The organism is Flavobacterium hibisci (assembly GCF_020026925.1).
Taxonomy (GTDB): Bacteria; Bacteroidota; Bacteroidia; order Flavobacteriales; family Flavobacteriaceae; genus Flavobacterium; species Flavobacterium hibisci.
Genome location: NZ_JAIQDW010000012.1, coordinates 1 through 22,550, shown reverse-complemented (window position 1 = coordinate 22,550; position 22,550 = coordinate 1). Strand labels below are relative to the sequence as shown.

The following is a 22,550-nucleotide window of genomic DNA, read 5'->3' as shown; positions in this document are numbered from 1 at the left end:
AAAATTTAACCAAACAGAATACTTGCCACATCTTCAATTTTAGCTACAAGTTCAATTTTAATACCTGTATTTTTCAGGGCAATTTTATTATATCTGGATACAAAGATAGTATTGAAACCTAATTTTTCAGCTTCCTGAATGCGCTGATCTACACGGTTAACAGGTCGAATTTCTCCCGAAAGACCAACCTCTCCTGCAAAACAAAAACCTTTTGTAACGGGAATATCTTCATTAGAGGATAAAATGGCAGCCACAACAGCCAAATCAATTGCCGGATCATCAACAGAAATTCCACCCGTCACATTCAGGAAAACATCTTTTGCGCCTAATCTAAAACCGGCTCTTTTTTCAAGAACAGCCAAAATCATATTAAGCCTTTTAGCATTATAACCCGTTGTGCTTCGTTGTGGCGTTCCGTAAACAGCTGTGCTAACCAGCGATTGTATTTCAATCATCAACGGACGCATACCCTCCATAGTTGTAGCAATTGCAGTTCCGGACATTTCTTCATCTTTATGCGAAATCAAAATTTCCGATGGATTGCTTACTTCTCGTAAACCGCTTCCCAACATTTCGTAAATGCCCAATTCAGCAGTTGATCCAAAACGGTTTTTTAGGGAACGTAAAATTCGGTAAACATGGTTTCTATCACCTTCAAACTGCAAAACGGTATCCACCATATGCTCGAGAATTTTTGGCCCGGCAATATTTCCATCCTTGGTAATATGCCCGATCAAAATAACCGGAATACTGGTTTCTTTTGCAAATTTTATAAGTTCAGCGGTAGTTTCCCTAATTTGAGAAATACTTCCCGCAGTAGATTCGATATAATCAGTATGAAGTGTCTGGATCGAATCAATAATTACAATTTCAGGCTGAATTGCTTCAATTTGTTTGAATATATTTTGTGTTTTGGTTTCGGTCAGAATATAGCAATTATCGCTATCTGGCGTAATTCGTTCCGCACGCATTTTTATCTGTTTCTGGCTTTCTTCACCGGAAACATATAAAGTTTTGTAAGGTAATTTTAATGAAATCTGCAGCAAAAGGGTACTTTTACCAATCCCGGGTTCGCCACCCAAAAGTGTTAAAGATCCGGGAACTATTCCTCCTCCAAGTACACGGTTCAATTCACCGTCAGTAGTATCCATTCGGATTTCCTGAGCTGAATCGATTTCATTAATTTTTAATGGACGCGGTGCTTTTCCTGTTGGGGTTGGTTCACTTTTCCATGCTACTTTTTCCTGCTTCTGAATAATTTCTTCAGCAATAGTATTCCATTCTTTACAGGCGTTGCACTGCCCCTGCCATTTGGCATATTGTGTACCACAGTTTTGGCAAAAGAAGGAAGTTTTAACTTTAGACATTATTTTGATTTTTTGGCAAGCGTATTCATTTCATCAATTTTCTCGTACATCATATCTCGTGTCAGCTCTCCAATTGGCTGCATTTGTGAAGCGTTTTGATATCTTTTTGATGCTCTTTTCGGATCGCCTCTTTTTTCATACATCAAACCTAATTCGTACTCTCCCAACATCGCCAAAGGATAATCAACATTTGCAATTTCTGCCATTTTCTCTAACTCATCGTAGGCATTTCTTTTCAAAATAAGATTTTCAACAACTTTAAAATCATTTATTCTAACAGGAATATCGACTCCCAAAACTTCTGACATTGTATTGTATTTATTTTCTAAATAATTAGCATAGCCAGATTGGAGTACAGCGATCTTATCTTTAAACTCAACCGAATTAATAGGTTTGTAAACCTCAAAAATATGATACAAAGCATTTGGAATAGAATATAAAACTTCTGAATAATGAGTCGAATTTTTAAACACATCATATTTAAAGTTTACCAAAGGATTATTAGCAATTTTAATATTGCCGGCTAACTTTTCTATTGGTTCTTTTATCTTAGTAATGTCACCATCAGCGGCTGATAAATAATAAAAAAATGGTTCTTTTACCTTGGCAAATTTCTCCGGGATACGTATTTCCATTTTGGGTGCAAGCTCAGGACTTAAACATATATATCCATTAAAAAGCGGGATTTCCTTATATAAAAAGAAGTTTGTAAAACTGGCTGTTATATCATGTCCTGCAATAATCCTGAAAGGAGCGGTACGATATTGTTTTTCAATATAAGGAACTAATTCAGCTCCGATGAATTCAAAAAATTCTGCACCTTTTTCAAACGGCACACCCTGATTTTGATCAATTGTAGAATCATCATGGCGTTCTCCGTCGTGATTTTGGTGAATTCCGATAATAATCATTTCAGGTAAATCATCCCAGTAAACGCCGTAGCTTAAAGCTCCTGAAAAAGCATCAAACAAATAATCTCCATCCAGCAGATACAAAACAGGGTATTTTTTAGAGGGACTTGTTTCATAAGAGGCAGGAAGCCCAATAGTTATTCTTCTGTCTGCACCCAGTTTTTCAGATTTAACGGTATCGAATTTCTTTTGTGAAAAAACTGACGCAGAGAGTAATAAAGCAAAAAACAAATAAACTTTTTTCATGAATTGGGGAAATTTAAAAAGTATTAAAAATAAGATGGCAATATAATACTTTATTTGCTTTTTTGTTAAAGAGGGCTTTTAAAAAGAAAAGAAATTTAAGACAAAAGAAATCTGCTTTGTGCAAAATAAATTTGACAAATAAAAAAGATTAAAAAAAGTAGTGATTAAGTTAGTGAATTATCATTTTCATTAGGAAAAACAATCCATGGTTTGAAGGTTTTAGCTTCTTCAAATTCGAGGGTTGCATAGGATATAATAATGATAATATCATCTTTTTGAACTTTTCTGGCTGCAGGTCCATTCAGCGTAATTTCCCCTGAATTTCTTTCACCTTTTATAGCGTAAGTTTCAAAACGTTCTCCATTATTAATATTAACAATAGATACTTTTTCGCCTTCAATAATATTTGAGGCTTCCAGTAAAGTTTCATCGATAGTAATACTGCCAATATAATTTAAATCAGCCCCAGTTACTTTAACACGATGAATTTTTGATTTTATAACTTGAATTTGCATGTTGCAAAGGTAATTAATTTAATGAAATGGTATCAATTAGCCTTATAGAATTAACAAATACCGCTATAAATGCACGGTATTTTTTGTCATTAATTTTATGTTCTATGGGTAACAATGTCGATTCGTCAGCAATTACAAAATATTCGAGATCAAATCTTTCATTGTCCTTAAAGGAATTTTCTACAAATTCTATAGTTTCCTCCGGGCTTTTAGTAGTAAATACTTCTTTAGCTTCGATCAGGGTTTTATAAATAATGGCTGCTTCTTTTCGTTCTTCAGAAGTTAAACGTTCATTTCGCGAACTCATTGCCAATTGGTTTTCTTCTCTAAAAATAGGACAACCTACTATTTTAACCGGCAAATTGTTTTTTTCAACCAGTTTTTTCACAATCTGCAATTGCTGAAAATCTTTCTCTCCAAAATATGCATTTGTAGGTGAAACAATTTCAAACAATCGCTTAACGATAGTTCCAACACCGTTAAAATGTCCAGGCCTAAACTTCCCTTCCATCTGATTCTCTAATCCATCAAAATCAAATGATTGTGATATTGTATTTCCTTCGTAAATATCATCTACAGAAGGAGCATATAAAATTATTTTATCACTTAACCCCCTCATTTTCCTTACATCTTCTTCAAGTGTTCGAGGATATTTTTCAAGATCATCAGGATTATTAAATTGTGTAGGATTTACAAAAATACTCACAACAGTGTCATCATTTTCTTTAAGCGAACGTTGCATCAAAGCCAGATGACCTTGGTGTAAAGCACCCATTGTTGGCACAAATCCTACAGTTGAATTTGCTGTTTTGATAGTTTTCAAATAGGCTATCAGCGCTACTTTACCGTAGAAAATATGCATGGCGGTATTATTAAAATTTAGTGCAAACATAATATATTAGTTATAAACTGCATAAATTTTTGTAATTTTGCAACGTTTTTATTACCAAAAATTAAGTAAAATACTATTATGAAAGAGAAGAGGATATTATATGTATCATCTGAAGTCGTGCCTTATTTGGCGGAAAATGAGGTTTCATTAATGTCTTATGATGTGCCTAAAATGATAAACGATCAGGGCGGTCAGATAAGAATTTTCATGCCTAGATATGGAAACATTAATGAAAGAAGACATCAATTGCACGAAGTAATCAGGCTTTCAGGGATGAATTTGGTAGTGAACGACTTAGATATGCCCTTGATTATCAAAGTAGCCTCTATTCCTAAAGAACGTATTCAGGTTTACTTTATAGATAATGATGAATATTTTAAAAGAAAAGCAACTTTTGCTGACGAAGAAGGTGTCTTATATCCTGATAATGATGAAAGAGCTATCTTTTTTGCAAAGGGAGTAGTTGAAACTGTAAAAAAACTGAATTGGGTTCCGGATATAATTCACGTTCATGGATGGCTTGCTGCTATGCTGCCAATTTACATGAAACATTACTATAAAAACGAAGCTTTATTTTCTGAAACCAAGATTGTGACCTCTGTTTATGGTCAGTCTTTTGATGAAAATCTGGATCTGGAAATGATCAACAAAGTAAAATTTGATGGTGTACCTCATGAGAATATTGCTGATTTAGAAACCCCTAACTACGAAAACATTCTAAAAGCAAGCATTTTACATTCTGATGCCGTGATAATTGCTTCAGAAAATGTATCTCCAAGTTTAACAAAATTTATAGAATCTTCAGGAAAACCTTTTTTACCTTTCACCACGAAAGATGCATTCGCAGAAGCGTATACAAATTTCTATAAAACTATGGGGCTTTAAATTTTAACATTATTATTAAACATGTACAATACTTCTTTTTTTAAGAAAATTCTTTTAATAGCAACAGTTGCTGTATTTTATTCCTGCGATAAAGATTTCAATACAGTTGGCGAAGATTTAATTGGGAACAATGATAATTTTGATCTGGAAGCACAACATTACACTGTTACCGCTTATAATAAAAAAGTCACTCCTGTTGCCTCTAATAATTTGCCTATAAATGCATTGGGAATTTATGAAAATCCTGTTTTTGGCACAACTACAGCAAGTTTTAACACTCAGGTTAACTTAGCCTCTTATGCCCCTGCATTGGGATTTGGAGCAGTTATTGACAGTGTAACATTAAATATTCCTTACTTTATAGATGCAACTAAAACTACAACAAGTACAGCAGGCAAAAGAACTTATGTATTGGACTCTATTTATGGACCTGAAACCGGAATATTTAAATTAAGCGTTTACGAATCAGGCATTCTACTAAACAACTATAATGCTAATAATTATGATATTAGTAAATTTTACAATACTGATAGAAACGGTGACTTTCAAACACAGGCTACAACTAACCCTAATGTATTTGGATTAAGATTAAATAACTCAACCAATACAGCGGAAAATGATCAATTCTTTTTTAGCTCTAAACCGATAATAGAAAAAACTGCAGCAACTACCACTACCGCAGAATCGTCTAAAATAATCGACCCTGAAATGCGTCTGCATTTGGATAAGGATTTTTTCAAAGCCAAAATATTTGATGCACCAGCAAGCAAATTAGCCTCACCCGATGTATTTAAAAACTACTTTAAAGGATTATATTTTAAAGTTGAAAAATCAGGAACTTCTGCAGGCAGGATGGCTATGATGAATTTCAATAAAGGAAAAATAACAGTTTTTTATAAAGCTAAAACAGCTGAGAAAGATACTGAGGCTGTAGCAAAAACCTTTGTTATTAATTTAACCGGAGACAGTAATACTAACATCAACACTGTCAACCTCTTAGAAGAAAGCAATCCTGTTTCTGATTATACAACTGCTACCGCAGATGATGTTACCCCAGACGAAAAGCTCTATTTAAAAGGAGGCCAGGGATCAATGGTCGTAATTGAGCTTTTTGATAAAACCGATTTAGTACATTATGTAAATGGAGAACCTGTAACAGGGGCCAATGGTGTATCTGATGAATTAGACGAAATCAGAAACAATGTTACTTATAAAAAATGGCTTGCAAATGAAGCTAATTTAGTTTTTACTATTGATTCACAAAAAATGGCAAGTCTAATTGGAAATGACCCAGAAACAATTGCAACCGAACCGGGCAGAATCTATTTATATGATTTAACAAATAATACTGTAGTAGCTGATTATACAGCAGATCGGACTCCATCTGTTAATGGCGATCCTAAAAAAAATAGAACTATTTTCAATGGTATGATTAATCTAGATCCAACAAGCAAGAGAGGAACCACTTATAAGATAAGGATTACAAATCACATTCGGAATCTTATTAAGAATGCCGATGTTGCAAATGTAAAATTAGGCTTAGTTGTCACTGAAAGCATCGATATAACGTCCTCATCAAAACTGGATAAAACTAAAGTATTACCTAAACTTAACAATGAAAGCTTTTTAACTGAAATACCAACAGCATCAGTGATGAGCCCATTAGGAACAGTATTATTTGGAAGCAATATCCCCGAAAGCGATGAGGCTAATTACGCTAAAAGAGTAAAACTTCAAATTTACTACACTAAACTGAAACCAAATTAAAAAAATAACATATGTGTGGAATTGTTGGATATATAGGTCACAGAGAGGCTTATCCTATTGTTATTAAAGGATTAAAGCGCCTCGAATACAGAGGGTATGATAGTGCCGGTGTAATGTTATACGACCAGGAAAACATCAAACTTTGCAAAACAAAAGGAAAAGTTTCCGATCTTGAAGAAAAGGCTCAAACAGATTTCACAAGAAACGGAACTATAGGAATTGGTCACACACGCTGGGCAACCCATGGAGTTCCTAATGATGTAAACTCTCACCCGCACTTTTCAAATTCCGGAGAGTTAGTTATTATCCATAATGGAATTATTGAAAACTACGCTCCGCTTAAAGAAGAATTAATCAAGAGAGGTTATAGCTTTAAATCGGATACGGATACTGAAGTTTTAGTAAATCTTATTGAAGAAGTTCAGAAAAACGAAAATATAAAACTTGGAAAAGCAGTACAAATTGCCTTAAATCAAGTAATAGGCGCTTATGCTATTGCCGTTTTCGACAAAAAAAATCCGGATGAGATTGTAGCTGCACGATTAGGAAGTCCATTAGCTATAGGTGTTGGAGAAGATGAATTTTTTATCGCTTCTGATGCTTCCCCATTTATCGAATACACTTCAAATGCGGTATATCTGGAAGATGGAGAAATGGCAAACATCAGACTACACAAACCTCTTAAAATCAGAAAAATAAAAGATGATTCATTAGTTGATCCTTACATACAGGAACTTCAGATGAATCTGGAACAAATTGAAAAAGGCGGCTACGATCATTTCATGCTAAAAGAGATTTATGAGCAGCCAAATGTTATTAAAGATACTTACAGAGGAAGACTTCACGCCAATGAAGGAATAGTTCAGATGGCCGGTGTCGAAGATAATATTGAAAAATTTCTGAATGCCCAAAGAATTCTAATTGTAGCATGTGGAACTTCATGGCATGCTGGATTAGTTGCAGAATATATTTTTGAGGAATTTACACGTATCCCTGTTGAAGTAGAATACGCTTCTGAATTTAGATACAGAAATCCAATCATAAACAAAAACGACGTTGTTATTGCTATTTCTCAATCCGGAGAAACTGCTGACACTATGGCTGCTATTAAATTAGCAAAAGAAAACGGTGCTTTTGTATTTGGAGTTTGTAATGTTGTTGGATCATCCATTTCAAGAGAAAGTCATGCTGGTGCCTACACGCATGCAGGGCCTGAAATTGGAGTAGCTTCTACTAAAGCTTTTACAACTCAGATTACAGTTTTGACAATGATCGCTTTAAGATTAGGAAAAGCCAAAGGAACCTTATCAAACACTGACTTCCATACCTTTTTACAAGAACTGGAAATAATTCCTGAAAAAGTAGCCGAAGCATTAGAAACAAACGAAAGAGCCAAAGAAATTGCGGCAGCTTTTAAAGATGCGCCAAACTGTTTGTACTTAGGACGCGGGTATAACTTCCCTGTAGCTTTAGAAGGCGCATTGAAATTAAAAGAGATATCTTATATTCATGCTGAAGGATATCCTGCAGCAGAAATGAAACACGGTCCGATTGCGTTAATTGACGAGCAAATGCCTGTTATCGTTATTGCTCCAAAACAAGGACATTACGATAAAATTGTAAGTAACATTCAGGAAATCAAATCGAGAAGCGGGAAAATTATTGCTGTAGTTACCAAAGGTGATACCCAGGTTCGTGAATTAGCAGATTATGTTATAGAAATTCCGGAAACTTCTGATGCATTGTCCCCATTAATTACCACAATTCCTTTACAGCTTTTATCTTATCATATTGCTGTAATGAGAGGCTGCAATGTTGATCAGCCCCGCAATCTTGCAAAGTCAGTTACTGTAGAGTAATTTCATATACACACTAAAATTAAAGCGGGATTTTCATCTCGCTTTTTTATTATCACATTTTTTTCTTCCTGATGCAATTTTTAAGATAAATTCAGTTTTTTTCTTAAAATTATTATGTATGCATACTATTTTTTATTCTTAGCATTTCTTTCTTGATTTTAATTTAATAAAATCGAATGCTGAATACCTAAAACAAAGCGCATATTTATGATAAATATTAATTTTTTTTAACGTTTTTTTATTAATATTAAAATTATTTGTATTTTGGCTATACGAACTAACAAAAAAACTACCAATGAGAGCATATTTACTAATTATGTTGTTTATCAGTGGATTATCTTTTTCACAAAGTACCATTACAGGAACTGTTACAGACAACAACAAACAATCAATTCCCGGAGCCAATATTAATGTCGTTGGAAGTTCAGCCGGAGTTTCAACAGACTTTGATGGGACATTTAAATTAAACACGCCATCAAAACCTCCTTTTACTATTAAAATATCTGCTGTAGGTTTCGAAACAAAAACCGTTAATATTACATCATCAAATCAAAATGTAAAGATAGTTTTGAATGAAGAAGAAACTAAACTTGACGAAATAGTTGTTTCAGCCTCACGAACACCAGAACGCGTAATTGAATCTCCCGTTACTATTGAGAGAATGGGGATTCAGGAAATTAAGAATACAACTGCGCCAACCTTTTACGATGGTTTAGAAAATTTAAAAGAAGTAAATTTCAACACAAGCAGTATTTCTTTTAAATCAATAAATACACGCGGTTTTGCAACAATAGCGAATACTCGTTTCATGCAGTTAGTAGATGGAATGGATAATTCATCCCCAGCCTTAAACTTTGTATTAGGCAACCTAATTGGTATTTCTGATATTGATGTGGCAAATGTTGAGCTTTTGCCGGGAGCATCTTCTGCACTTTATGGTGCGAATGCTTTTAACGGTATTATGTTTATGAACAGTAAAAGCCCGTTTACAAACGAAGGGATTAGCGTTTATTATAAATATGGACAAACAAGTCAGGATGCAGCCGGAACAAATGATTACAACGATTTTGGAATCAGAGCCGCAAAAGCATTCACTAAGCATTTTGCAATGAAAGCCAACTTTACTTATATGGAAGCATCAGAATGGATTGCTGCCGATACGAGAAGTATGACCGGAGGTTCGATAGGACATGCAATGAATCAAAATTATGACGGTTTGAATATTTACGGTGACGAGGTGACTACTTCTATTCCAAACGTTGGGCAAGTGAGCAGAACAGGATACCGTGAGCAGGACTTAACCGATAATAAAGTTAAAAGTATGAAAGCTGATTTTGGTTTGCATTTTAAACCATGGGCTGACGATACAGAATTTATACTACAATATAAAATTGGTACAGGAAGCACAATCTACCAGGGAGCAAACCGATATGCTTTGAAAGACTTCCTGATGCAACAAGGAAAATTTGAAGTGAAAGGGAAAAACTTTTTTGCGAGAGTTTATTTTACAAGTGAAGATGCCGGAGATTCTTACGATATGAGATTCGCAGGATGGAATGTAAACAGATTGGCTAAATCAGATAAAAACTGGTTTACAGATTATGGAACCGCTTTTCAATTATCTTCTGCTTTACTTGGTCTTAATGCAAATGATGCTGCTGTTTACGCCAGAAATTTTGCAGATTATAATGTTTCTCCAAACCTGCCATTGGTTCCAAATATTGATCCGGCAAATCCATCTGCTCCAAGATCAGCAAGATTTGAGCCAGGATCTGCTGAATTCAATAATGCACTTTCAACAGTTATTTCTAATCCCGACTTAACTCAGGGTGCCAAATTTATAGACCATTCAAAACTATATCATTCAGATATAAACTACAACTTCAGAGATATTATCAAATTTGCAGAAATTCAGGTTGGTGGCTCATGGAGAAAATATATAATGAATTCAGAAGGAACAATTTTTACAGACTACGATGGCCCAATCGACTATAAAGAATATGGAGCTTATGTACAATTGCAAAAAAAATGGATGGATGACCGATTGAAATTTACCGGATCTGTACGTTATGATAAAAGCCAGAATTTTGATGGGAATATTTCACCAAGGATTTCTTTTGTATACTCTGCAGGCGAATCAAAAAGACATAATTTCAGAGTATCCTATCAAACAGGTTTCCGTAACCCAACCACACAGGATCAGTATATTGGTTTAGATTTAGGGCCATTTGCATTAATTGGTTCTGCTGCAGACAACTTAGATCGTTTTCAGGAAACGGTAAATGTGAGTGCATCAGGTCAGTTAATCGCTGGTCAGCCGGCAACAATACCAATGTCTGGCCGTAAAGCATACGAAAACGCATATACATTAACTTCTGTTCAGGCATTCGGTGCTTCTGGAAGTGTATCAGATCTTAAAGTAGCAAACGTACAATTGGTAAAACCAGAGCAGGTACAAGCATTTGAGGCCGGATATCGTACAGTTGTTCAAAATGATTTATCAATCGACATTAACGGATACTACAATATCTACAATGATTTCATGAATACTTCAAGAGTAATCTCTCCTTATTATGGAACGGCAGGAACAGATACTTCAAATCCTTCAGTACTTTTAAGTTATCAGGCATTAGCTTTTGGAGACAGAAGAGTGTACCAGGTTTATACAAATACTACTGCTCAGATTACCTCTTTAGGTTTTGGAGTCGGTTTATCTAAAAAAGTATATAAAGATTTTGAAGTAGGGGTTAACTATAATTATGCTCAGTTTAATTTTGATCAGTCGGATGATCCAAGTTTTGTGGCTGGATTCAATACACCAAAACACAGGATCAAAGCTTCTCTTGGTAATGCTAAACTAACTAAGAATTTAGGTTTTAATATGAATGTAAGATGGAATACGGAATATTTATGGCAGTCTTCTTTCGGAGATGGTATGATTCCTGAAAATACAGTTCTTGACGCTCAGATTAATTATGGTATTCCAAAATTAAAATCAGTTATTAAAGTTGGAGCAACCAACCTTTTCGGAAAAGATTACCTTCAGGTAGTGGGTGCAGGTATGATTGGCCAGATGTGGTTTGCATCATGGATAATTAATCCATAATTGTAAAAGTATTTAATGAAAAGGATTTGTCTTTCTTTTAAAAGAAAGCTAATAATTTAAAAGTAATAACATGAAAACAAATATAAAATGGCTGTTGTTGGTTTCTTTAACCTTTATGGCGTGTAATAATGATGATGACAATAAAACACCCGCAGAAGTTCCTGTAACACCAGGATCAGCGGTATTTACCAAATATGTTGCACTTGGTGATTCTTTTGCTGCAGGATATAGTGATAATGCCCTTTTCAAAAAAGGACAGGAAAACGGATATCCAAATATCCTGGCGCAACAATTTGTTGCCGCTGGAGGAGGAAACTTTACAATTCCTTATATGAATGATAATAAAGGAGGGCTTTTATTGGGTGGTAATGTAATCGCAGGAACGCGTTTATACTTCACACCACAAAGAACAGCAGTGCCTGTTCCTGGTACACCGACTACAGAGGTTACAACACATTTAACAGGTACATTTAACAACATGGGAGTTCCGGGAGCAAAAAGTTATCATTTACTAGCTCCGAATTACGGAAATGTTGCCGGGGTAGTTACCGGAGCAGCAAATCCATATTTTGCAAGATTTGCCAGCACTCCATCTGCAACTGTTCTGGCAGATGCAGTAGCTCAAGCCCCTACATTTTTTTCTTTATTCATTGGAGGCAATGATGTTCTAAGTTATGCTTTATCTGGTGGAATAGGAAAAGATCAGACAGGCAATATGAATCCTGCGACTTATGGAAGCAATGATATTACTGATCCAACTGTTTTTGCTAGTGTATATTCTTCTTTAGTAACAGCCTTAACGGCAAATGGAGCAAAAGGAGTTGTCGCAAATTTACCTTATATTACAACTTTGCCTCATTTTACAACTGTTCCTTATAATCCGCTTACACCACAATTGTTAGGAAGCAAGCTTCAGCTTCTTAATACACAATTATACGGACCGTTAAAACAAGTATTGACTGCCCTTAATGCGGGTGACAGGATCAATTTGTTATCAGAAACAGGCTCAAGCCCTTTATTGATTAAAGACGAAAGCCTGACTAATTTGTCTACTCAGTTAACCGCGGCATTTACTCCTTTAGTAGGAGCACAGACAGCGGCTTTTTACGGACTTGTTTTTGGACAGGCAAGACAGGCAAGATCAACTGATTTAATTCTTTTAACTACGCAAGGAGCTATCAATACAGCTCCTACAGCTACAGATTCTGGAATAGGAATGGCTCCGCCGTCGCCATTAAATTCGTTTGGGATATCATACCCTCTACAAGACAAACATGTTATTATTCCAACAGAAGCTGATGAAATTAGAAAAGCTACAGATGCGTATAACGCAACTATCCTGAATATATCCAAAGAGAAAGGCCTGGCATTTGTTGATACAAAAGCCGTTATGACTCAATTATCAAGTGGTGGAGTTAAATTTGGAAACTTTACTATGACATCTTCTTTTGCGGTTGGTGGTGCTTTCTCATTAGACGGTGTTCACCCTAGCCCGAGAGGATACGGTTTAATTGCTAATATTTTTATAGATGCGATAAATGATAAATATGGTTCGACATTGCGCCATGTTGATTTGGCTACTTATTCAATTCAATATCCAATGACACTTCCATAACTCCAATATCTTTGTCTAGAAAAGACCACTCGTTCATAACGCAGTGGTTTTTTTATTCGTCTTTAATTTTGTATTATTATATATTTTAGTTCTCCGTTTTAAGAGTATAACAAAAAACTAAGTATTTTTATAAAAAAATCATTGATTTTATATTTTAAAAAATTATCTTTGCGCTCTGAAAAAAGAGGTATTTTCGATAAACCTAAATAGCTATTTAATAAACACATAAGTAATGTCAAAAGTAATAGGAAAAGTTGCTCAAATCATTGGACCAGTAGTTGACGTAGTTTTCAACGGTAAAGATGTTGAACTTCCAAAAATTTATGATTCGTTAGAAGTCACAAAAAAAGATGGAACGTTATTAGTTCTAGAAGTACAATCTCATATTGGAGAAAACACTGTTCGTACAATCTCTATGGACTCAACTGACGGTTTGTCAAGAGGATATGAAGTAGTTGGAACAGGAAGCCCAATCCAAATGCCAATCGGTCCGGATGTATACGGAAGATTATTTAATGTTGTTGGAGATGCCATCGATGGTTTAGGCGAATTGCCTAAAAGTGGGGAAAACGGTCTGCCAATCCACAGACCAGCACCAAAATTTGAAGATTTATCAACTTCATCTGAAGTTTTATTTACAGGTATCAAAGTAATCGATTTGATCGAGCCTTACGCAAAAGGAGGTAAAATTGGATTGTTCGGTGGTGCTGGTGTTGGTAAAACAGTATTGATTCAGGAGTTGATCAACAATATCGCAAAAGGTCACGGTGGACTTTCAGTATTCGCAGGAGTAGGTGAAAGAACACGTGAAGGAAATGACTTGCTTCGTGAGATGTTAGAGTCAGGAATTATTAAATACGGGGATGATTTCATGCACTCTATGGAAAATGGAGGATGGGATTTATCTAAAGTAGATATGCCAGGAATGAGAGAGTCTAAAGCTACTTTCGTTTTCGGACAAATGAATGAGCCGCCTGGAGCTCGTGCACGTGTGGCACTTTCAGGATTATCTATCGCTGAATATTTCCGTGATGGAGCTGGATCTGACCAAGGAAAAGACGTATTATTCTTCGTTGATAACATCTTCCGTTTTACACAAGCAGGTTCTGAGGTATCAGCACTTTTAGGTCGTATGCCATCTGCAGTAGGTTATCAGCCAACTTTAGCAACTGAAATGGGTGCTATGCAAGAGCGTATTACATCTACAAACAAAGGATCTATTACATCTGTACAAGCGGTTTACGTTCCTGCGGATGACTTAACTGACCCGGCGCCAGCTACAACTTTCGCGCACCTAGATGCAACAACAGTATTGTCTCGTAAAATTGCTGAGTTAGGTATATACCCTGCGGTTGACCCGTTAGATTCTACTTCAAGAATTTTGACTCCACACATCTTAGGAGATGAGCACTACAACTGTGCACAAAGAGTAAAAGAAATTCTTCAAAAATACAAACAATTACAAGATATCATCGCTATCTTAGGTATGGAGGAGTTATCTGAAGAAGATAAACTTGCAGTATCCAGAGCACGTCGTGTTCAGCGTTTCTTGTCTCAGCCATTCCACGTAGCAGAGCAATTTACAGGTATCCCAGGTGTATTAGTTGATATTAAAGATACTATCAAAGGTTTCAACATGATTATCGATGGTGAGTTAGACCACCTTCCGGAAGCAGCTTTCAACTTGAAAGGTTCTATTCAGGATGCAATCGAAGCTGGAGAGAAAATGTTAGCTGAAGCATAAAAACAAAGTTAAAAGTTAGAGGTTAGAAGTGAAATGTTTTTTACTTCTAACTTTTAACAAATAACTTCTAACTCAAAAAAGATGATTTTAGAAATAGTATCACCAGAAGCAAAATTATTTTCAGGAGAAGTGACATCAGTTACATTGCCTGGAGTTGATGGAAGCTTTCAAATATTGAATAATCACGCTCCTATTGTTTCTATTCTGGAAAAAGGGACTATTAAAATTACAGCACCTAGCTTTAATTTTTCTAAAGAAGTAGCGGGTAAATTCACGAAAGTAAACGACCAGACCTACACATTGGATATCACGTCAGGTACTATCGAAATGAAAGACAACAAAATAATTGTTTTAGCAGACTAAGACAATTTCAGAATAACTAAAAAAGCCAAACAAAACTGTTTGGCTTTTTTTTATTTTTGTAATTATGAAAAGCCTAAAATCAGAACAATTAATCTATATTTCAAAAAGGCCTTTTGGCATTTTTTACTAGCAGCTCCACTTTATTTCTTTACTATCGCTATAGCTTTAAAAATGATAAAACTTTTTTATTCAGGAGAAATCATGAATGCTTTGGAGTTTAGCACCGCCGTTCTCTTTATGCTTATATCTGCTGCCGGGTTAACTTTTACTAAAAAAGTATATACAAACAGCACTACAAAATAAATTCGCTTCAATTTCACCTTATTACAAATACCCCTTTGCAGAAGTATTATCTTTAAGGATATTCAGTACGTTTCTGTGTATAAAAATCATTCTGACAGGGATTCGAAGTACAACTTTGGCTTACAGAAACAAAGAAAAAGTCTATTTCTGTTCACTTCAACTTTGAAACCGCACTAAATTATGCATTAAAAATAGCCAATGGTCTTGATGTTAATTTACTTAATGCTACAGAAAAAGGTAATTTTAGATGGTTTGAAAAAGAAAAACTGCAATAATTATAGCCAACTCTATAGCTCGTTTTTTATATCTTTGAATTATTAAAATCTGTTTATAAAATATTGATTCATCATAAAAGCGTAGTAAGCTTTTATTCTTTCGCTTTATCACAATGATAAAGTGCAATTATTTATGTCAAATTTTATAAAGAGTATCATGATAAATATAAAAAAAGTTGCCGTATTAGGCGGAGGCGGCAGAACTGGAAAATATCTTGTAAACCAGTTATTAGAAAAAGGATTCAATGTAAAAGTTCTTTTAAGAAACCCGGAAACCTTTACAATTCAAAATTCAAAAGTCGAAATTATTGAAGGTGATGCCACCAATGAAAGTGCTATAAGATCTTTGCTTAAAGATTGTCAGGCTGTGCTTAGTACAATTGGACAAAGACCAGGCGAACCGATGGTTGCAAGTAATGCAACTAAAAATATTCTAAAAATCATGAATGATTTTAATATCCAGCAATATGTTTTGCTGGCAGGTATTAATGTTGATACACCATTTGATAAAAAGGGAGAAAAAACGATAGCTGCGACTAACTGGATGAAAGCTAACTATCCTGAAATTCAGCAAGACCGTCAAATTACCTACAAATTATTGACTGAAAGTGATGTTAACTGGACATTAGTTCGTGTTCCGTTTATTGATTTTACAGATACCAGCTCCAAAATTATTGTAAATCTTGAGGACTGTCCGGGAGACAAAATAAGTTCTTTTGACATTGCTCATTTTATGGTTCAGGAAATGATTGAGGAAAAATTCGTTAGAAAATCACCTTTTATAACCAATATTTAAAAACCAGATTTGCAAGCAGCGGGTGATTAATCCCGCTGTTGTTTTAATCTAAGTTCAATTTCATAACTTTGCTTTTATGAAATTACCTGAAAATCTTATTCAAAAACTTGAAGCCCGAAAGCAAAACAACGCGTTAAGACAATTACCGAGTTTTAATAACCATGTTGATTTTTCTTCAAATGATTATATCGGATTTTCAAGGTCTGAAACCATTTTCAAACAGGCGCATCATTATTTGATTGAAAATGATATAATTCAGAATGGAGCTACAGGTTCGCGACTACTTTCCGGAAATCATTATCTATATCAAATTACAGAGACACATATAAAAGAATTTCATGAAGCAGAATCAACTTTAATTTTTAATTCGGGTTATGATGCTAATGTTGGCTTTTTTAGCGCTGTACCGCAGCGAAATGATGTTATTTTATATGATGAATTAAGTCATGCTTCAATTCGCGATGGAATTTCTATGTCAAATGCTAAATCTTACAAGTTCAGCCATAATGATTTTGAAGATTTGGAACGGTTAATTTTAAAATTTCCTGAGACAAATATTTATATTGTTACTGAAACTGTTTTTTCAATGGATGGCGACTGTCCAAACCTTGAAGAATTAGTACAACTTACAGAAAAATACAATTGCTATTTAATTGTTGATGAAGCACACTCTCTTGGTGTTTTTGGTGATAAAGGAGAAGGTTTAATACAATCCCTAAATTTGCACAACAAAATTTTTGCCCGAATAGTGACTTTCGGAAAAGGACTAGGATGTCATGGCGCAGTAGTTTTAGGAAATTCAGAACTTAAAGAATATTTAGTAAACTTCGCCAGAAGTTTTATTTATACAACAGGATTATCTCCTCATTCGGTTGCTACAATTTTAATCGCATACCAGCAATTAGAAATTGAAAAAAAAACGATTGAAAAATTACGCCAAAACATCATTTTCTTTAATCAACAGAAAAATCTTTTGGGCTTAAAACCGATGTTTGTCCGAAGCAAATCAGCAATTCAATCCGCTATTATTTCTGGTAATGAAAATGTAAAACACATAGCCCAGCAGCTACAGGACAAAGGATTTGACATTAAAGCTATTTTATCCCCAACTGTTCCGGAAGGCCAGGAAAGACTTCGTTTTTGTATTCACAGCTTTAATACCGAAGAAGAAATCAGTGAAGTTTTAGAATTTATGAGAGATTTGGTCTTTTAATTATTCCGCAGAAATTAAACGGGATTTCCATAAATAATCGCAAAAAAATTCGCGAATCTTTGTCCACTCCCCTATTCTGTATCGCTGTGAAATTATATTTTTTCTTCTCTAAGCTACTGGATTCTCTCAGTTTTTGAAAAAAGTTTAATTTTTTTTGTAACGTTTTGAATGTTTGTTCACTTACGAGCCGTAACCAAATAAATCAAAACTATTATGAAATCGCAATCTTCTTTCTCAAAACAAAATATTTACAAATGCATCTTAGCCGCATTAGCAGGATTTTTATTCGCTTTGCTATTCAAGATCTTATTAAAACTTATTAGTGTCGCTTTATTAGTTATTATGGGATGTTTGGTACTTGGAAGTATAGCTTCGTGGCAACGGAACAAATACAGCAAATAATCAAAAGAGTTTCAATCATCAGATCAATCAAAATCATCATCAATCAATTATCAATTTTAAATCAATCAAAACATGAAAAATTTAATCAAATCAACAATAGCAGTAATACTATTTATTTTTAGCGGAACAATTCAGGCGCAAAAAAAAGCTCCTAAATTAGAAAACTCATTATTATGGGAAGTTTCAGGAAATGGATTATCAAAACCTTCTTATTTATACGGAACAATTCATATGATTTGCTCCTCCGATTATTTTCTTTCAGATAAGACAAAAAAAGCATTCGAAGCTTCAGAGAAATTAGTTTTAGAAATTGATATGTCTGATCCTAAAGAAATGACTGATCTGCAGCAAATGGCAATGGGAAAAGAACCTCTTAGCAAAACACTAAGTCCGGAGAATTTGTCAAAATTAGATAATGTCTTAAAAAGCAATGGGATGACCGTTCAGCAGTTAGACAATTTTAAATTATTTACAATTATGAGTCTGATATCTATGAAATCTTTCGGATGCAACGATTTGAAATTCTATGAAATGAATTTTATAGAAACTGCAAAACAACGAAAACTTCCAATTATTGGACTCGAAACAGTAAATTCGCAAATGGAGGCATTCGCTAAAAGCTATACAGATACAGAAATGATTGATGCGTTAAAAGAATCCAGTACACTAGAAACCGCTAAACTTGTATCTCAATACAAACAGGAAAATATAACGGCTATATATGATGCATTTACCACGAATAAGTCGATGAGTAAAAAAACAAAAGAAATTATCCTGGACAACAGAAATGAAAACTGGATAAAACAACTACCTGATTTAATGGAAAAAGAAAGTTTATTTATCGCAGTAGGATCGGCACATTTAGCAGGAGAATCGGGAGTTATTAATTTATTAAAAAAAGCAGGATATATCGTAAAACCAGTAATGAAATAGTACTATTTTGAAAGAGAAAGAACAAGAATTTTTAAAACGGATAGAAAGTCATAAAGGAATTCTGTACAAAGTCTCGAAGATGTACATGGATAATTATGATGATCAGCAAGACTTGTTTCAGGAGATTGTCTGCCAGCTATGGAAATCATATGATACTTTTCGGAATGAAAGCCAATTTTCTACCTGGATGTACAGAGTCGCGGTAAATACAGCAATTGTTTTTCTTAGAAAAGAAAAGCGAAAAGTTGATAAATACGAAATAGCTTCAGAAAATATTAAGGATGAAGAAGGAGATTCACACATCAAAGAAAGTCAGCTGGATCATTTTTACAAAGCGGTTCAAAAACTCGAAAAAATAGATAAAGCTATTATTTTTTATCAGCTGGAAGGATTCTCTCATAAAGAAATTGGTGAAAACCTTGGGATCTCTGAAGGGAATGCCAGGGTAAAATTAAACAGGGCAAAAGAAAAATTAAAAGAAATTATAAAAAATCAGGGTTATGGATTTTAACGATATACAAAAAGCATGGAATAACGAAAAGACAGAAAATGTCGTTCTTCCGGATAATTTAGAAAAAATACAATCGGCAAATACGCCTTTGGACAAGATTCGAAAAAATTTGAAGAATGAACTTATTATGCAATCAGTAGCTGTGGTATTAATGGCATTTACGCCTTATGCCTATCATTTCCCAGAAAAATGGATTGCACCTTTCTACCTAATGTTCAGCATATTTGTTGCGGTGTGTATTTATTATCTGGCAAAACTGTACGTTTTTTACAAACGCTTAAACAAGATTACTTTAAAAACAAAAGACAGCCTGTATGAAACTTATTTTGACATAAGGCTTAATATGGAATTGTACAAAACATTCGGGTTTGCGCTGACACCTTTTATTGTTTTGTTTTTAATCGGCTTTTTATACCATAATTTTTCAAAAATACCTGGTTTTCAAATAACCGATCTAAGTAATTCACAACTGATAAGTGTTTTTGTCTCCGTCATATTTTCAATCTTATTCATGGGATTGTCATTAGAATGGTGGGTGCAGTATTTCTATGGAAAACATGCCAAAGAAATAAGGAAAGTTATTGACGAATTAAAAGAAGAATAAATTACAAGCCCATCAATTACGATGGGTTTGTTGTTTTTATTGGTATTTTTGTAGAGAATTTTACACAGAGATTCACAAAGTAAAAGCAAAGATTCACAAAAATTTTTATTCTTTGCGCTGCTTTGTGTATGCTTTTCGAATCTCTGCGAAACAACAGAACTCATGAAAATATTTATTACAGGAATTTCTACCGACGTAGGTAAAACAATAACTTCTGCAATTGTGGTAGAAGCTTTAGAAGCAGATTACTGGAAACCTGTACAGGCCGGAGATTTAGATAATTCGGACAGCCATAAAATAAAAGCCCGGATTTCTAATTCAAAAACGAAAATCTTCGAAAACAGTTACAAATTAAATACACCTGCAAGTCCGCATCTGGCAGCTGAAATTGATGGAATTACAATTAATCTCGAAGAAATCAGGGAACCTAACACTGAGAACAATCTCGTAATTGAAGGTGCCGGCGGTATTTTTGTTCCATTAAACGAAAAAAATACAATTGCTGATTTAATTCAACCTGATTATAAAATCATTGTAGTTTCAAGACATTATCTGGGGAGCATTAATCATACGTTATTGACTATTGAAGCCATTCAAAACAGAGGATTTCAGGTTCATGGAATTATCTTTAGCGGAAGCGAAAATAAATCGACTGAAAGTTTGATTCTAAATAAAACCGGAATTAAATGCATTGGAAGAATTGAGGAAGAACCGTATTTCGACCAAAATGTAATTAAAGAATACGCCGATTTGTTTCGGGAAAATCTTTTAAAACTGTAAAATGTATTTTGTAAAAAGTAAAATGCATCTATCTCACATCTGACAAAAAAACATTTCACAATTATGACTTTACAAGAAAAAGACAGCCAATATCTCTGGCATCCTTATACACAGCACAAAACTTCGCAAACCCCTATTGCTATTTCAAGAGGCGAAGGCGCCTTGCTTTGGGACGAAAACAATAAAGAATACATAGATGCTATTGCCTCATGGTGGGTAAATCCGTTTGGACACAGTAACAAATTTATTGCCGATGCGATTTACAAGCAGCTTACCACTTTAGAACATGTTCTTTTTGGAGGTTTTACACATGAACCTGCCATAAAAGTGGCCGAAAAATTAATGGAAATTCTGCCAAAGAATCAGCAAAAAATTTTCTTTTCCGACAATGGTTCCACCGGAGTTGAAGTTGCGATTAAAGTAGCTTTGCAATATTTCTACAATAAAGGCGAAAAACGAACTACCATAATTGCTTTTGAAAATGCGTTTCACGGGGATACATTTGCAGCGATGGCAGCAAGTGGAATTTCTTTCTATACACAGGCTTTTCAGGGAATGTTTATAGATGTTGTGCGGATTCCGGTTCCGGTGAAAGGTCAGGAACAAGCGAGTTTTGAGGCGTTGGAAAATGTAATTCAGCATCACAATTGTGCCGGATTTATTTTCGAACCTTTGGTACAGGGAGCAGCCGGAATGGTAATGTACGAACCTGAAGCACTGGCAGAACTGATTTCAATTTGCAAAAAAAATAACGTTTTAACTATTGCTGATGAAGTAATGACAGGCTTTGGCAAAACAGGAAAAACCTTTGCAATGGATTATGTGTCTGAAGTTCCGGATATGATGTGCCTCTCAAAAGCTTTAACCGGCGGAACAATTCCGATGGCGATTACGACTTTTACCCAGGACATATTCGATGCCTTTTATGATGACGATATTAATAAAGCATTGTTTCATGGACATACGTTTACGGCTAATCCAACAGGCTGTGCCGCAGCATTGGCAAGTATTGATTTATTGCAGACAGATGAAATGCAGGCAAATATTGATCGAATCATTAAAAGTCATTTAGAATTTCAGAAGAAAATCGAAAGCCATCCAAAAGTAATTACGGCCAGAACATTGGGAGTCATTTTTGCGGTTGAAATTAAATCAGATGCTAAAGAAAGCTATTATGGCTCTATGCGTACCAAATTGTATAATTTCTTTATCGAAAATGGGGTTATTTTACGTCCTGTTGGAAACATAGTTTATATATTACCTCCTTACATCATGACTGACGAACAGCTTCAAAAGGTATATGCTACAATTGAAGAAGCCATTGAAATGGTGTAGCTTTTCACCATATAAGATTCTGTGTTGATTTCCAACTAAAATCTTATTTTTTATTAATTTTGTTGCTCAAGACAGTCATAGAACTAGTCTCTATAGCGTGTTTAAACCATTTGTGTTTGCACGCTATT

Annotated in this window: 19 protein-coding genes; 15 read left to right on the top strand and 4 right to left on the bottom strand. The window is 34.6% G+C overall.

The window, feature by feature from the left end; genetic code table 11:
- Positions 1-5 precede the first annotated feature (5 nt).
- The 4 genes from radA to panC all read right to left on the bottom strand — a co-directional run bounded on the left by radA (position 6) and on the right by panC (position 3,931).
- Positions 6-1,367 carry a DNA repair protein RadA gene (gene radA, locus K8B81_RS13260; RefSeq protein WP_223682075.1) on the bottom strand — a complete coding sequence of 454 codons (1,362 nt, stop codon included), beginning with the start codon at positions 1,365-1,367 and terminating at the stop codon, positions 6-8.
- Positions 1,367-2,524 (bottom strand): alpha/beta hydrolase, encoded by a 1,158-nt coding sequence (locus K8B81_RS13255; protein ID WP_223682074.1) that lies wholly within the window; start codon positions 2,522-2,524, stop codon positions 1,367-1,369. Before K8B81_RS13255 ends, radA begins: the two co-directional genes overlap by 1 nt.
- A gap of 164 nt (positions 2,525-2,688) precedes the next feature.
- Positions 2,689-3,039, bottom strand: coding sequence for an aspartate 1-decarboxylase (gene panD / locus K8B81_RS13250; RefSeq protein WP_223682073.1), 351 nt, complete (start codon positions 3,037-3,039; stop codon positions 2,689-2,691).
- Between the two features lie 13 nt (positions 3,040-3,052).
- Positions 3,053-3,931: a pantoate--beta-alanine ligase gene (gene panC, locus K8B81_RS13245; RefSeq protein ID WP_223682072.1), complete on the bottom strand. Its 879-nt coding sequence runs from the start codon at positions 3,929-3,931 to the stop codon at positions 3,053-3,055.
- Positions 3,932-4,009: 78 nt separating this feature from the next.
- Between panC and K8B81_RS13240 the strand changes: the two genes are divergently transcribed.
- The 15 genes from K8B81_RS13240 (at position 4,010) to bioA (ending at position 22,422) form a co-directional block, all read left to right on the top strand.
- Positions 4,010-4,816 (top strand): glycogen/starch synthase, encoded by an 807-nt coding sequence (locus tag K8B81_RS13240; protein WP_223682071.1) that lies wholly within the window; start codon positions 4,010-4,012, stop codon positions 4,814-4,816.
- Between the two features lie 21 nt (positions 4,817-4,837).
- Positions 4,838-6,583, top strand: coding sequence for a DUF4270 domain-containing protein (locus K8B81_RS13235; protein WP_223682070.1), 1,746 nt, complete (start codon positions 4,838-4,840; stop codon positions 6,581-6,583).
- Positions 6,584-6,594: 11 nt separating this feature from the next.
- Positions 6,595-8,442 carry a glutamine--fructose-6-phosphate transaminase (isomerizing) gene (glmS, locus tag K8B81_RS13230; RefSeq protein WP_223682069.1) on the top strand — a complete coding sequence of 616 codons (1,848 nt, stop codon included), beginning with the start codon at positions 6,595-6,597 and terminating at the stop codon, positions 8,440-8,442.
- A gap of 295 nt (positions 8,443-8,737) precedes the next feature.
- The gene (locus tag K8B81_RS13225) at positions 8,738-11,548 is read left to right on the top strand and encodes a carboxypeptidase-like regulatory domain-containing protein (protein WP_223682068.1); all 2,811 of its coding nucleotides are present in this window, start codon (positions 8,738-8,740) and stop codon (positions 11,546-11,548) included.
- A 70-nt stretch (positions 11,549-11,618) separates the two neighbouring features.
- Positions 11,619-13,163 carry an SGNH/GDSL hydrolase family protein gene (locus K8B81_RS13220; protein ID WP_223682067.1) on the top strand — a complete coding sequence of 515 codons (1,545 nt, stop codon included), beginning with the start codon at positions 11,619-11,621 and terminating at the stop codon, positions 13,161-13,163.
- A gap of 232 nt (positions 13,164-13,395) precedes the next feature.
- A complete protein-coding gene (gene atpD / locus K8B81_RS13215) occupies positions 13,396-14,907 on the top strand; it encodes a F0F1 ATP synthase subunit beta (protein WP_223682066.1) in 1,512 nt (503 codons plus the stop codon).
- A gap of 81 nt (positions 14,908-14,988) precedes the next feature.
- Entirely contained in the window at positions 14,989-15,270 is a 282-nt protein-coding gene (locus tag K8B81_RS13210) for a F0F1 ATP synthase subunit epsilon (RefSeq protein WP_223682065.1), read from the top strand.
- 171 nt (positions 15,271-15,441) lie between these two features.
- Positions 15,442-15,573: a hypothetical protein gene (locus K8B81_RS20995; protein ID WP_262902734.1), complete on the top strand. Its 132-nt coding sequence runs from the start codon at positions 15,442-15,444 to the stop codon at positions 15,571-15,573.
- Between the two features lie 432 nt (positions 15,574-16,005).
- Positions 16,006-16,644: an NAD(P)-dependent oxidoreductase gene (locus tag K8B81_RS13205; protein WP_223682064.1), complete on the top strand. Its 639-nt coding sequence runs from the start codon at positions 16,006-16,008 to the stop codon at positions 16,642-16,644.
- A 76-nt stretch (positions 16,645-16,720) separates the two neighbouring features.
- On the top strand, positions 16,721-17,857 hold the full coding sequence (locus tag K8B81_RS13200; RefSeq protein WP_223682063.1) for an aminotransferase class I/II-fold pyridoxal phosphate-dependent enzyme: 1,137 nt from the start codon (positions 16,721-16,723) through the stop codon (positions 17,855-17,857).
- 474 nt (positions 17,858-18,331) lie between these two features.
- On the top strand, positions 18,332-19,192 hold the full coding sequence (locus K8B81_RS13195; RefSeq protein WP_223682062.1) for a TraB/GumN family protein: 861 nt from the start codon (positions 18,332-18,334) through the stop codon (positions 19,190-19,192).
- A 7-nt stretch (positions 19,193-19,199) separates the two neighbouring features.
- The gene (locus K8B81_RS13190; protein ID WP_223682061.1) at positions 19,200-19,703 is read left to right on the top strand and encodes an RNA polymerase sigma factor; all 504 of its coding nucleotides are present in this window, start codon (positions 19,200-19,202) and stop codon (positions 19,701-19,703) included.
- Positions 19,693-20,307, top strand: coding sequence for a hypothetical protein (locus K8B81_RS13185; protein WP_223682060.1), 615 nt, complete (start codon positions 19,693-19,695; stop codon positions 20,305-20,307). Before K8B81_RS13190 ends, K8B81_RS13185 begins: the two co-directional genes overlap by 11 nt.
- Before the next feature lie 162 nt (positions 20,308-20,469).
- Complete coding sequence (gene bioD / locus K8B81_RS13180) at positions 20,470-21,087, top strand: dethiobiotin synthase (RefSeq protein WP_223682059.1); 618 nt, start codon at positions 20,470-20,472, stop codon at positions 21,085-21,087.
- A 63-nt stretch (positions 21,088-21,150) separates the two neighbouring features.
- On the top strand, positions 21,151-22,422 hold the full coding sequence (gene bioA, locus K8B81_RS13175; RefSeq protein WP_223682058.1) for an adenosylmethionine--8-amino-7-oxononanoate transaminase: 1,272 nt from the start codon (positions 21,151-21,153) through the stop codon (positions 22,420-22,422).
- Positions 22,423-22,550: the final 128 nt, after the last annotated feature.

Coding starts and splice junctions, on each gene's coding strand:
- radA (WP_223682075.1), bottom strand. CDS start 1,367: ATGTCTAAAGTTAAAACTTCCTTCTTTTGCCAAAACTGTGGTACACAA.
- K8B81_RS13255 (WP_223682074.1), bottom strand. CDS start 2,524: ATGAAAAAAGTTTATTTGTTTTTTGCTTTATTACTCTCTGCGTCAGTT.
- panD (WP_223682073.1), bottom strand. CDS start 3,039: ATGCAAATTCAAGTTATAAAATCAAAAATTCATCGTGTTAAAGTAACT.
- panC (WP_223682072.1), bottom strand. CDS start 3,931: ATGTTTGCACTAAATTTTAATAATACCGCCATGCATATTTTCTACGGT.
- K8B81_RS13240 (WP_223682071.1), top strand. CDS start 4,010: ATGAAAGAGAAGAGGATATTATATGTATCATCTGAAGTCGTGCCTTAT.
- K8B81_RS13235 (WP_223682070.1), top strand. CDS start 4,838: ATGTACAATACTTCTTTTTTTAAGAAAATTCTTTTAATAGCAACAGTT.
- glmS (WP_223682069.1), top strand. CDS start 6,595: ATGTGTGGAATTGTTGGATATATAGGTCACAGAGAGGCTTATCCTATT.
- K8B81_RS13225 (WP_223682068.1), top strand. CDS start 8,738: ATGAGAGCATATTTACTAATTATGTTGTTTATCAGTGGATTATCTTTT.
- K8B81_RS13220 (WP_223682067.1), top strand. CDS start 11,619: ATGAAAACAAATATAAAATGGCTGTTGTTGGTTTCTTTAACCTTTATG.
- atpD (WP_223682066.1), top strand. CDS start 13,396: ATGTCAAAAGTAATAGGAAAAGTTGCTCAAATCATTGGACCAGTAGTT.
- K8B81_RS13210 (WP_223682065.1), top strand. CDS start 14,989: ATGATTTTAGAAATAGTATCACCAGAAGCAAAATTATTTTCAGGAGAA.
- K8B81_RS20995 (WP_262902734.1), top strand. CDS start 15,442: ATGATAAAACTTTTTTATTCAGGAGAAATCATGAATGCTTTGGAGTTT.
- K8B81_RS13205 (WP_223682064.1), top strand. CDS start 16,006: ATGATAAATATAAAAAAAGTTGCCGTATTAGGCGGAGGCGGCAGAACT.
- K8B81_RS13200 (WP_223682063.1), top strand. CDS start 16,721: ATGAAATTACCTGAAAATCTTATTCAAAAACTTGAAGCCCGAAAGCAA.
- K8B81_RS13195 (WP_223682062.1), top strand. CDS start 18,332: ATGAAAAATTTAATCAAATCAACAATAGCAGTAATACTATTTATTTTT.
- K8B81_RS13185 (WP_223682060.1), top strand. CDS start 19,693: ATGGATTTTAACGATATACAAAAAGCATGGAATAACGAAAAGACAGAA.
- bioD (WP_223682059.1), top strand. CDS start 20,470: ATGAAAATATTTATTACAGGAATTTCTACCGACGTAGGTAAAACAATA.
- bioA (WP_223682058.1), top strand. CDS start 21,151: ATGACTTTACAAGAAAAAGACAGCCAATATCTCTGGCATCCTTATACA.